This window comes from Persicitalea sp. (assembly GCF_041751555.1).
Taxonomy (GTDB): domain Bacteria; phylum Bacteroidota; class Bacteroidia; order Cytophagales; family Spirosomataceae; genus Persicitalea.
The window spans coordinates 1-12,427 of sequence record NZ_JBGSXF010000244.1 but is presented as its reverse complement, the minus strand read 5'-3'; the positions used below and the strand labels follow the sequence as shown (position 1 = coordinate 12,427).

Genomic DNA, 12,427 nt, shown 5'->3' with positions numbered 1-12,427 from the left:
ATGGAGGACTACGCTCCAAATGGTGCTTACCCCGAGGGTTACGGCTACTGGAACTACGGCACTACCTTTAATGTCCTGTTTCTTACGGCCCTTGAAAAAGCATTCGGCACCGACTACGGTCTCTCCAATCGTCCGGGCTTTATGGACACAGCCAAGTACTACGAGAACATGATAGGCACCTCCGGTTATCCGTTCAATTATAGTGACGCAGGTGGCGGCGACGGAAAATTGAGTCCGGCCGTGTTTTATTTCGCAAAAAAAAGTAATGACCCGTCGCTTCTGTGGATTGAAAAATCTTATTTGCAGCAAGCCGATATTTCGCGCTCCGCCGACAATCGCGTATTCCCATTATTGATGCTCCTCGGTGCGGGGGTAGAGTTCGACAAAATCACGCCACCTTCAAAAAAGGTTTGGGCCGGACAGGGGAAAAGCCCCGTGACCCTGATGCGGAGTTCCTGGACCGAGCCCGATGCCATTTTTGTGGGTCTTAAGGCCGGTTCGCCTTCGGCCCCCCACGCGCACATGGACATTGGTTCATTCGTAATGGACGCCGACGGCGTGCGGTGGGCCATTGATCTGGGCAGCCAGAACTACCATTCGCTCGAAAAGCTGGGGATGGATATCTGGGGGAAAGAACAGGACGCTCAACGCTGGACTATCAAACGCTACAATAATTTTATCCATAATACGCTTACCGTCAACGACCAACTACAGCGTGTCAATGGCTATGCCAAAATAGATGCTTCGGGCGAGAGTGACGCGCTGAAGTACGGAATAGCGAATATAACGGATCTTTACAAAGGACAACTTGCCGCCGCCCGCCGGGGCATAGGTATTGTGGATGATTCCTACGTAGTCGTAAGGGATGAAGTGAGGGCTTCCGGCAACAAAGCTACCGTACGCTGGGTGATGCTGGCCCCCGAGGGTGTAAAAATCAGTAATGATAATACGGCTATTTTGTCAAAGGATGGTAAACAGCTCACCCTGCGCGTAGATAGCCCCGCCAACGCCAGGCTTCAGACATGGAGCAGCGCCCCGACAACCGACTACGACGCACCTAACGAAGGCACAATGCTGGTAGGCTTCGAGTACGAAGTACCCGCCGGGCAGTCGCAGGTATTGCAAGTGAGCCTACTACCCCAGAAAGTCATAGGTAAGGTCAGGGATTTTAAAAAGCCGCTGGATCAATGGAAACCTTGACACCACTTTTTCTCATTCACGATTTCCTGCCTGATGAAAAAATATTTCATTTTTATTTTCTGTTTCTCTTTCCTGGTGGAAGCCATTGGCCAGATAACCCCACGAAACATTCTGGCGAAAAAATACTCTTTGGCAGAAGTTAAGCAGGTACTTAAAGATCAGGATCAGTATCGCCCATACCCTACAACGCCCGACGTATGGCGAGCGGCTGTTCCGGACTCCATGTTGCGGAACATCATACAAACCGCCGAAAAATACCTCAATTCTGAATTTCCGTCCGTAACGGCGACCGTCTCACTGGATTTCGTCCGTTCGGGCGACCGTGAACGGCACCGTGGGGTTGCTTATCCAAAACGTGACGCCTTGTTTGCGTTGACTTTGGCCGAAAGTATCGAGAATAAAGGTCGATTTACCGAAGCCATCCTAAATGGCGTGTGGTCAATCTGTGAGGAAAGTTATTGGGGCGTCCCGGCGCATATCCGGGGCACCGGTCTGCCCGACGTTGAACATCCGGTAGTTGACTTGGTGAGCGCCGAAACGGCCGCTCTGATGGGACTCGTAGACTATTTTGTAGGTGATAAGCTGGACGAAATCAACCCTCTGATACGAAAGCGAATCTACCACGAAACCAACCAACGCATCTTTATCCCCATGCTCAACTATACCGACGAGTATAGCTGGATGAGCAAAACCCGACCCGTGAATAATTGGAATCCCTGGATTATTTCTAACTGGATTTCGATGACGCTCACGCTGGAAAAAAACCAAACCCGCCGCGCCGAGATGATCCATGAGGCTATGCTCGGCCTTGACCTTTACTTAAACGGACTTGGCGAAGACGGGGGCTGTGACGAAGGACCGGGCTATTGGTTTGCCGCCGGCGGCAGCGTGTACGACTGTCTCGAACTATTGGGTAGCGCTACCAATGGCAAAGTGCAGATCTACGACCATCCGCTCGTCCAGAAAATGGGCGCCTACATCTACAAAGTCCATATCGACGGCGATTACTTCGTCAACTTCGCCGACGCCGACCCTACCCGCGTTCCCGAAGGATTGTTTTTGTACCGTTTTGGCAAAGCACTGAGCGACGACAAAATGATTGCGATGGGAAAATGGGCCTTTGGAAAGTACCCCAACGAAGAGCTGGACCTGGCCGGCCACCGCCGTCCCCGTCGCCTGGAAAATATGCTGACGCTAAATAAAATTGGTGAACCAATAGACAGCTACGGCAAAGTACCTGATGCCTGGTTTGAGGACATTGAGGTGATGACGGCGCGGGACAATACCGGACTTTTCCTGGCCACGCACGGCGGCCACAACGCTGAAAGTCATAATCACAATGATGTAGGTGATTTTCTGCTTTACTCCAACGGTGAACCCATCATTATTGACGCCGGGCGTGGCAACTACACCGCCAGAACTTTTTCCCCCCAACGTTACGAACTTTGGTTCACGCAGTCGAACTACCATAATTTGCCGATCATCAATGGCCGGGGACAGAGCCCCGGACGATCGTACGGAGCGACGGATGCGAAAAGTATTATTAACGATCAATCCGCTCAACTCTCGATGAATATTGCAGCTGCCTACCCCACAGAGACAGGGCTCATTAACTGGAAGCGTTCGGTAGCCCTCAATCGCAACAGTCACAAGGTGGAGATTAACGATGCCTACACTTTGAAAGCTAAACCTGAATCTTTGCAACAGGCCTTTATTACCATCGCCGATGTGGATTTGGGGACAGCTGGTGAGATTAGGATCACTACCCCGAAAAGCCAGAAGTTTGTCATACGTTATGACGCCAGAAAATGGAGTGCCGCGAGCGACTTTCCATCCAACGAGGGCATGGAATACAGTAGTTTCAAAACCAAATGGGATGGACGCCGCGTGCAACGTATTCTACTCACCAACAAAGAACTGAAACAAAAGGATAACTATAATTTTTTGATAGAAAAGCGATAATCACCAAAATCTCAAACCGTAAACCCAGCCGCAGCACCAGAAGAAATAACTGGGGTTTACAAAGTACCTAAAACCCGATAGATGTTATTAAATATGAAAAAGCTACTCCTAATTTGCGCGCTGACTTTCTGTTTTGGAAAGGTTTTTGCGCAAGTCACTCCCCGAAATATTCTGGCTGAGAAATACTCCATGGCTGCCATAAAACAGTCGCTCGTATCGCAGGCACAGTGGCAGCCCTACCCCAGAACTCCTGCCGGGTGGAAAGCCGCAGTGCCGGATTCCATCTTACAAAGCATAATCAAAGCCGGGGAAGAAAATCTCGACTACGAGTTCAAACCCATTTCAGCAACTATTTCCATGAATTATGTCCGCTCGGGCGACCGTGAGGAGCATTCCGCCATCTCGTTTGACAAGCGCAACAAACTTTTGGAACTGGCCGTAGCCGAGAGCATCGAGAACAAAGGGCGTTTTACAGAAGCCATCCTCAACGGCGTGTGGTCGATTTGTGAAGAAAGTTATTGGGGCGTACCGGCCCACATCCGAGGTACCGGACTGCCGGACGTAGAGAATCCCGTCGTCGATTTGTTTACCGCCGAAACCGCAACAGCACTGGCTTTTGCCGATTACTTTGTGGGCGACAAACTGGACGAAATCAATCCGTTGGTGCGCAAGCGAATTTACCACGAATCCAACGTCCGCTTCCTGTTCCCGATGCTCGACCACGGCAATGATTATAGCTGGAATAATCCCGATCATAAGGTCAACAACTGGAACCCGTGGATTATGTCCAACTGGATAGCAACTACCCTGATGCTGGAAAAGGACGAAAATCGTCGCGCTGAGATGATCCGTAAATCCATGCTGGGACTCGACATCTACCTCAATGGCCTGGGCGATGACGGTGGCTGCGACGAGGGCCCGAGCTACTGGACCGCCGCTGGGGCAAGTGTGTACGACTGCCTGGAAATGCTGGACGAGGCAACCAAAGGCAAGGTGAATATCTACGAAAATCAGCTCATCAAAAACATGGGAGCGTACTTTTATAAAGTACACATCGACAGCTACTACTTCGTCAACTTCGCCGACGCCGATCCCAAATTGATACCCGATGGTCTGCTCCTCAACCGCTTTGGTCAGGCAATTAAAGATGATCGTATGGTGGAAATGGGCCGCTGGGCCTTCGGAGCCTTTCCCGAAACATCTGCTAAACTGACGGGCTTTCACCGCTTCCGGTTGGTCGAAAATCTGCTGACGGTCAAGATTATTGAACGCCCGGCGAAAGCTTATGACAAAGTACCCGACGCCTGGATGTCGGACATTCAGGTAATGACCGCACGCGATAAAGAATCGGGCTTCACGCTCGCCACGCACGGTGGTCACAACGCCGAGAGCCACAACCACAATGACGTGGGCGATTTCTTGCTGTATCTCAATGGCGAACCCGTCATCATCGACGCCGGGCGCGGCAACTACACCGCCCGAACTTTTTCAGCGCAACGCTACGAGCTTTGGTTCACTCAGTCGAACTACCACAATCTACCCATTATCAACGGTTTGGGTCAGGAAAATGGCCGCAAGTTTGAAGCGGTGCAAGTTAGCAGTAACATCGACAAAGTGGCAGCTTCCCTCATGATGAATATTGCCCCCGCTTATCCGGCCAAGGCAGGAATAACTACCTGGAACCGCAAAGTGTCGCTCAACCGCGCCAAAAATCAGGTCGAGATCATGGATGATTATGTCTTGAAAGAGCGACCTACCTCATTGCAACAGGTATTCATGACCGTGAGCGATGTGAACCTGCAAGCGGATGGCCGGATTCTCCTGACCACCCCCAACGGTCAGTCGGTCACGCTACGCTATGATCCCAAAAAATGGACGGCTAGCAAAGACCTGCCCTCCACCGAAGGCATGGAATACCGCAGTTTCAAAACCAAATGGGATAATCGCCCCGTGCAGCGCATCCTACTGGCGAGCAAGGACTTGAAGGCCAAGGATAAGGTGCAGTTCGTGATAACGAAGTAAGCATGTGTGCTAACAATGGTTGACCCGTCAACAGGGCGACTACTAGTCAGCTCGTTCCATAATGTACAAAGTGTCACACAGGTATATCCCTCAATTTCTTCTACTTTTTTAAAAAATACTTCAAATCTTAGGTTAGCTTTTCCTCCAAACCTGCTCATACCTCCAAAAGCATTAGCGAATGAGCGGACAGCTATCTACGGAAGAGGCACAGCGGTTTTGGCGGGAGTTCCGGGCGGGTGACATCGACGCGCTGGCAACGCTCATGGAGAGGTTCTATCCCGACCTGTTCAATTGGGGGATGCGGCTGCACAACGAGCGTGAGTTTGTCAAGGACTGCATTCAGGAAATATTCCTCAGCCTCTGGAAAGTGCAGGAAACCATCGCTCCGGTGGAAAACGTAAAGTTTTACTTGCTGGTCGTGCTGAAAAGCCGAATGTTGCGTGAGCTTTCTAAAAAAGAAAACAAACTCCACACCCGCCTCAGTGAAGATTACACCTTCTCGGTGGAGTTTTCGGCAGACCTCCGACTGATCGAGGAGGAGCACGAAGTCTATCAACTTCGCAAGCTTGAGCAGGTGATGAATCAGCTTTCTCCAAGGCAGAAAGAACTCATTTATTTACGATTTCATCAGAATCTGAGTTTCGAGCAAATCGCCGAAGTGATGCAGCTTGGGCGGCAATCTGTCTATAATCTCCTGCAAAAATCATTGGGAAGTCTGCGCAGGCATTGGGTGGCAGTCGTGCTGGGATTGGCTGGTTGGCAGGGTATAATCTAAACAAGGCTGTATCATGCTGTCAACGAACCTTTGAGAAAGACATGAAAAATTACGAACACTATACCGCTGAGGACTTTATCCGGGACGAGAGTTTCCGTGATTGGGTACAGGGCCGCAGCCAAGAGGAGTCGTTCTGGCCAAATTTCCTGCAAAAAAATCCTGATAAAAAAAGGGCAATGCAAGAGGCTGAGCGGGTAATCCGGGCCGGTTCTCCGTCGCGAAGAAGTCCGGTTGAGGAAAATTTAACCGAAAGGGAAATTCGCCAGGAAGTGCAACGCTTTCTAGCCAACGCAGATAGCGCCTCGGAGAAAAACGACGTACGAGAGTTTGCACTTCAACAAAAAAGCGAAGGCAGATCGACACGATGGCCAATGCTCAGATATCTCACCGCTGCGATTGTTTTGCTCGCCTTGGGAATGGCCTGGTACTTCTCAAATGATTTGCCGATCAGCCCGGAAACTACCTCGACTGAAAGAGAATCTGCCAACCTGCTGGTCGAAACAAGTAATCCGACTTCGGAACCGTTACGGTTGCGGCTGGGCGACGACTCCGAAGTAATACTTAGCCCCAACAGTCGCCTGAGTTATCCCGCGCAATTCGCCGACTCGGCCCGCATCGTCTATCTCACGGGCGAAGCAAGTTTTTCGGTCGAACGCCAGGAGCGGCCATTTCTGGTGGTTACGGGAGAAATGGTTACTAAGGTACTGGGAACCCAATTCGTAGTGCGGGCTTTTGCCGCCGATAAGAAATTTTCGGTGCAGGTTGTTTCGGGTAAAGTTTCCGTTTCCCGGGCCGAACCCGGCCGGGTATCCGGTAGCCGCGAGGTCAACGGGCTGATCCTGACGGCCAATCAGGCGGCTATTTTTGAAAAAGACCTTCGTCATTTGTCCAAAACGCTGGTGGCCAATCCCATCGTGGTAGAAGATAAAGCCATCAGCCATAACCCAGATTTCCGCTACGACGAAACGCCGCTGCCGACCATTCTGGCAGAACTGGAACGACGCTACGGAATTGCCATTCAATTCGACGAGCCTAGTCTGCGGAACTGCCGCATCACCGCCACATTTACTACCGAAACACTTTATGAGCAGCTGGACATCCTGTGTAAAACGGGAGCTGCTACCTACGAAATTGTGGACGGGCAGATCGTGGTGAGCGGCAGAGGGTGCCGATAACGTAGAAATCAGATTTTTAAACCTTTAACCTATATCCAACTTATATGAAAACACTAACTACCCGACAACACTGGGTTAGATTGATGAAATTTTCTTTTGCGCAAAGTTTGCTGTTGTTTTTGTTAATGGGCGTCTCGTACGCGCATACTTCCGACGCGCAGGAGTACCTCAATCGCCGCCTAACTTTACGAGCTGAGAATAAAGAAATCAAGCAAGTGTTGAGCGAGATCGAGAAATCGACAGAAGTTCGCTTCGTGTACAGCTCGCAGGTCATTAGTTCTTCCCAGCGCGTTTCTATTCAGAAAACGGACGCCACGCTAGGCGAAGTGTTGGAAAATTTATTGAGGCCGCTTCAGATAAATTTTGAATTGGTTGGGCGCAAGATCATTCTTTCGGCCAAACCTGCTACACTCGAAAAAGCATCCTCCTCTCTGTTTAGTATTCCAGTCATCGCACCAAAGCAATTGGTGCGAGGCACCGTGCGCGATGAAACGGGCGGCGGTCTGCCCGGTGTGAGTGTAGTCATCAAAGGCACCACGCGCGGCACAACTACCAACACCGACGGGCAGTTTGAACTCGATACGCCCGACGAACCTACTACTTTGGTTTTTAGTTTTGTGGGTTACGCCAGCCAGGAGATTGCGCTGGGCAGTCAGACCAATCTGCAAATAAATATGCAGCCTGAGAATAAGGCGCTGAACGAAGTGGTGGTCGTCGGTTACGGTACCCAAAAGGCCAAAGACGTGACGGGTGCGGTAGCGACGATCAACCAGGAAGTAATTAGAGACCTACCCGTGGCCACGCTCGATCAGAAGATGATCGGTCAGGTGGCGGGCGTGCAAATCACGCAGCCGTCTGGTTCACCCGGCGGAGGTACTTCGGTTAGGATACGGGGCAGTGGCTCTCTGGGCGCGGGTAACGAGCCACTTTACGTCGTAGACGGAATGCCCTACTCGGCGGGATTGAACCAAAACCTAAACCCACTTCTGCTCATCAATCCCAATGATATTGAATCTATCAATATTCTGAAAGATGCTTCTTCCACCGCCATTTACGGCTCACGGGGGGCAAATGGTGTTATCATAATCACCACCAAAAAGGGCGCATTCAACAAAACTTCGGTAACGATGTCGGCCATGACGGGCGTACAGACCGTACCCCAAAAGGGACGTCCTCAGCTCATGGGGCAGCGGGACTTTGCCGAATACCAGCGCAACAAGATCGACATTGCCGTATTCCGGGCCGAGAAACGGGCGTCCACACTGAATGACTACCCTGTAGAATACCGCGACCTGGACAAGCTACAAGGCAAAGGTACCGACTGGTATGACCTGCTGTTGCGCGATGCCGCCATTCACGATTACAATGTGAGTGTGCAGAAAGGATCGGAAGATTCCCGCGTAGATTTTAGTTTGGGTTATTTCAAGCAAGATGGCGTGTTGCAGTACACAGGCGTTGAAAGGTACAGTGGCAAACTAAGCATGGAAACGGGCCTGGGCAACGCCGTGACCGTCGGGGCGACGATTCAGCCAACTTTTATCAAGCAAAACCGCTCAAACACCAACGCCAACCGCGAGGACGTAATCGGTGTCGCTAACTGGGCCAATCCGGTGGTGTCGCCTTACGACGAAAACGGGAATTTACTGGCTTATGTGCGTTCGCCGCAGAGCAAGTACCACTCAGCCTGGAGCTTTGCCAACCCGCTGTTTGTGCTGCGCGAAACCACCCAGACGCAGGATCAATTTCAAAACCTGGGTTCGGCCTTCGTCGAATGGCGCATCATCCCCGACTTAGTCGCCCGGACTTCGCTCAACACCATTTGGTCGACTTCCAAGTTTTCGCAGTACATTCCAAGTACCATCGGCGGTTCCAATCGCCCTCCCGTGGCGGGAACGGGCCAGGCCACCGACAACCGGGGCGAAACCTTCAACTGGCTGATCGAGAACACCCTGACCTATAACAAAGCCTTTGGTAACCACCGCATCAACGCACTGGCGGGCTACACAGCTCAAAAAAGTACGAGCAATAGTCTCAACATCCAGGCCAGTCCGTACGCCAATGACCTGATTCAAACCATCAACGCCGCCCAAACAATCAGCAACTGGGATCAAAACATCAACGAGTGGAGCATCATTTCGTACCTGGGCCGCATCAATTACGGCTTTAAAGACAAGTACTTGCTGACCGCCACCATCCGCTCTGATGGTTCGTCACGCTTTGGAGCCAATAATCGCTACGCCACATTCCCCTCCATAGCCGGAGCATGGCGGGTGTCCGAAGAGAATTTTTTGAAGGATAACAAAATGATCAGTTCGTTGAAACTGCGGGCCAGCTACGGCACGAGTGGCAACAACAACATCGGTAACTACTCGCACCTTGCCGCCATCAACGCGGGTTCGTACGTATTTGCCAATAATCTGGTAACAGCTTCTTTCGTTGGTCTGGCTAATCCTTTCCTGACTTGGGAAGAATCCAGCCAGATAGACGTAGGCGTGGACATAGAGCTATTCAAAAGCAATTTACTCCTGACGGTCGATTACTATAATCGCAAAAGCCGCAACATGCTGCTCAACGACGTCATTCCCGCCATTACGGGTTTTAACTCACAGATCGTGAACAAAGGCAATGTGCGCAACAGTGGTCTGGAACTTTCGCTTGGTGGCAGTCCAATTTCTGGAGCCTTTCGCTGGGATGTAAACGCCAACATCGCCTTCAACCGTAATATAGTGCTGTCGCTCAACGACAACAGTGATCGTATCCTATCGGGCAACAACGACGGCAATCCTACGCACATCAGCGTGGTAGGCAAGCCCATCGGGCAGTTCTACGGATTCATCAACGACGGTGTGTACACTAAGGAGGATATTGAAAATCCCAACCTTATCAAGACCCCGCAGGTGTACGAGGGTAATCCCAAGTATCGCGATACAAATGGCGATGGTATTGTCAGTGACGTGCTGGATTACGCCATTATCGGCAACCCACAGCCTAATTTTACCTTCGGGCTCTCCAATAACTTTTCCTTCAAGCGGTTTACGCTGGGCGTTATTATCAGCGGGCAGCAAGGTGGACAAGTCATGAACGGTTTGCGCCAGTCGATCGACAACTTGCAGGGCTTCTTTAATGTCCGCGAGGTGTGGGTAGATCGGTGGAGGAGTACCGAAAGTCCCGGTAATGGTATTCTTTCCGGCGTGCCGAAGCTAGCACCGAGCTGGGGGCACCGCGTCAACTCGATTTGGGTGGAAGATGCCTCGTTTCTGCGCATTGCCAACGTCAATATTGGCTACTCATTACCCGATGAATTGATGCGCAAAACGGGCTTTATTCGTAGCGCCCGGATATACGCCACAATCCAGAACCTGGCCATGTTTACCAATTACGAAGGAGCCAACCCCGAGGCGCAGTCACGCAACATCAATAACACGCTCTCCCCAGGGTTCGATATATCGTCTTATCCGCTTTCGCGGACCGCGTCGATGGGGGTGAGCGTGACGTTTTAATTTTGAATGAGTGACCGGGCTGGCGTACCAGTGAATGAGTGAACATTATCTCTCAGCAACTTGCGAATACTCAAATCAACGAATAAACAAATCAACATGAAAAAAATACTTTCCATCCTGACGCTATTGGCACTGACCTCCTGCTCGGATAAATTCCTGGAAATATTCCCCCAAGACTCGCTGAACGAGGGAAATTTTTACCAAACTGAAACCGAGTTCGTCCTGCTGGCCAATGGCTGTTACGTGCCAATGCGCAACTACGAAAAAAACCAACACTGGGTGCTGGCCGAACTGATTTCGGACAATGGCAGCAAGCAGAACAACATCCGTACTGGCGAAGCATCACGGGGCGTGATCGACCAATTTATATTGGGGTCGGACAACGTGGCCTACGAGGCATTTTGGGATCAATCGTACAACGGTATAACTCGATGCAATAAACTGCTGAGCGAACTGGGACGGGAGGGCGTCGTCTTTTCCAAAGAATCTTTGAGAGACCGTTCTGCCGGGGAAGCGCTGTTCCTGCGCGCAGTGTACTATTTCAATCTCGTACGCCAGTTTGGCGGAGTACCATTGGTGACCACGCCCGTGACCTCCCAGGAAGCTGTTGGGATCAAACGATCTACTGAAGAGCAAATCTATGCCCAAATCGTAAAAGACCTGACCGAGTCAATTGCCCGCTTCGCCAAGGCGCGCGACGTAGCCGAAACCGGACGCGCCAACGAGTGGGCGGCGCAAGGAATGTTGGGCAAAGTCCAGCTTACGTTGAAAAAGTACCCCGAAGCACAACAGGCCTTGTCGGCGGTCATCAACTCGGGTAAGTACCAGCTATTGGCCAACTATGCCGACGTTTTCAATCCTGCCCAGAAAGATTACAAGGAAACGATCTTTGCCATGCAGTATTCTGAGGCTAGTGGTGAAGTAGCCAACCAGTTTATTTTCCTCTTTGCCCCTCATACTTCGGGCGGTGCCGTGACGCTCCGGCCCAATATCAACATCGTAAATGCGGGCTGGAACCAACCGACCGACGACCTGATCAACGCCTTCGAGCCGGGCGACGCCCGCAAGCCCGTTTCGATCGGCTACTGGACGGGTCTCGACTGGGACAATCAGGTGCGGCCCATTCCTTACCCTAATAAGTACAAGCCGCCCATCGCGGCCCCCGACAACCGCGCGGGTGACAATTTTCCCATTCTGCGTTACTCGGATGTGCTGCTGCTGATGGCCGAAGTCCTGAACGAACAGGGTAAAACGGGCGAGGCTATCCCTTTTGTACAGCAAGTACGAAACCGCGCTAAACTGACCACGCCAATCACCGCTACCAGCAAATTGGCGCTGCAAGATCTTATAGCCAAAGAGCGTCAGGTCGAGCTTTGCTTTGAAAATCATCGCTGGTACGATTTGAAGCGTACGGGGAAGGCTATTGAGGTCATGTCTGCCCACGGTAAGCGGGAGGTCGCGCTAAAACCTTTCCTTTTTGACGGCGCATACACCATCACGCCCAATAAATTGCTGGCACCTATTCCAGCGAATGAAGTTTTGGTCAATAAGTTGCAGCAGAATCCGGGATATTGATCTAATTTTGAATGAGTGAGTAAAATAATGTATTCTATTTACATGAAATTTTGTAAAAGTATTCTTCTGGTTTGCACGATTTTTCTCTTGTGCGAATTTACACCGCTTCCGGCAAACAAAGCCGACAAGAAGCCCAACATCGTGTACATTCTCGTGGATCAGTGGCGGGCGCAGGCTACGGGCTATGCCGGAGATCCCAATGTGCGGACGCCCAACCT

Annotated in this window: 7 protein-coding genes; all 7 read left to right on the top strand. The window is 51.2% G+C overall.

Features of this window, described 5'->3' with window-relative positions:
- The coding region (locus ACEW8P_RS08760; RefSeq protein ID WP_373512708.1) for a heparinase II/III family protein at positions 1-1,200 on the top strand (1,200 nt) is incomplete at its 5' end.
- Positions 1,201-1,233: 33 nt separating this feature from the next.
- On the top strand, positions 1,234-3,162 hold the full coding sequence (locus ACEW8P_RS08755) for a heparinase II/III family protein (RefSeq protein ID WP_373512707.1): 1,929 nt from the start codon (positions 1,234-1,236) through the stop codon (positions 3,160-3,162).
- A gap of 93 nt (positions 3,163-3,255) precedes the next feature.
- Complete coding sequence (locus tag ACEW8P_RS08750) at positions 3,256-5,184, top strand: heparinase II/III family protein (protein WP_373512706.1); 1,929 nt, start codon at positions 3,256-3,258, stop codon at positions 5,182-5,184.
- A gap of 178 nt (positions 5,185-5,362) precedes the next feature.
- Positions 5,363-5,959 (top strand): RNA polymerase sigma factor, encoded by a 597-nt coding sequence (locus tag ACEW8P_RS08745; protein ID WP_373512705.1) that lies wholly within the window; start codon positions 5,363-5,365, stop codon positions 5,957-5,959.
- Positions 5,960-6,000: 41 nt separating this feature from the next.
- On the top strand, positions 6,001-7,134 hold the full coding sequence (locus tag ACEW8P_RS08740; RefSeq protein WP_373512704.1) for a FecR family protein: 1,134 nt from the start codon (positions 6,001-6,003) through the stop codon (positions 7,132-7,134).
- 83 nt (positions 7,135-7,217) lie between these two features.
- Positions 7,218-10,634 (top strand): TonB-dependent receptor, encoded by a 3,417-nt coding sequence (locus tag ACEW8P_RS08735; RefSeq protein WP_373512703.1) that lies wholly within the window; start codon positions 7,218-7,220, stop codon positions 10,632-10,634.
- A 96-nt stretch (positions 10,635-10,730) separates the two neighbouring features.
- Positions 10,731-12,209, top strand: a complete 1,479-nt coding sequence (locus ACEW8P_RS08730; RefSeq protein WP_373512702.1) for a RagB/SusD family nutrient uptake outer membrane protein — start codon at positions 10,731-10,733, stop codon at positions 12,207-12,209.
- The last annotated feature ends 218 nt before the right edge of the window (positions 12,210-12,427 follow it).

Coding starts and splice junctions, on each gene's coding strand:
- ACEW8P_RS08755 (WP_373512707.1), top strand. CDS start 1,234: ATGAAAAAATATTTCATTTTTATTTTCTGTTTCTCTTTCCTGGTGGAA.
- ACEW8P_RS08750 (WP_373512706.1), top strand. CDS start 3,256: ATGAAAAAGCTACTCCTAATTTGCGCGCTGACTTTCTGTTTTGGAAAG.
- ACEW8P_RS08745 (WP_373512705.1), top strand. CDS start 5,363: ATGAGCGGACAGCTATCTACGGAAGAGGCACAGCGGTTTTGGCGGGAG.
- ACEW8P_RS08740 (WP_373512704.1), top strand. CDS start 6,001: ATGAAAAATTACGAACACTATACCGCTGAGGACTTTATCCGGGACGAG.
- ACEW8P_RS08735 (WP_373512703.1), top strand. CDS start 7,218: ATGAAATTTTCTTTTGCGCAAAGTTTGCTGTTGTTTTTGTTAATGGGC.
- ACEW8P_RS08730 (WP_373512702.1), top strand. CDS start 10,731: ATGAAAAAAATACTTTCCATCCTGACGCTATTGGCACTGACCTCCTGC.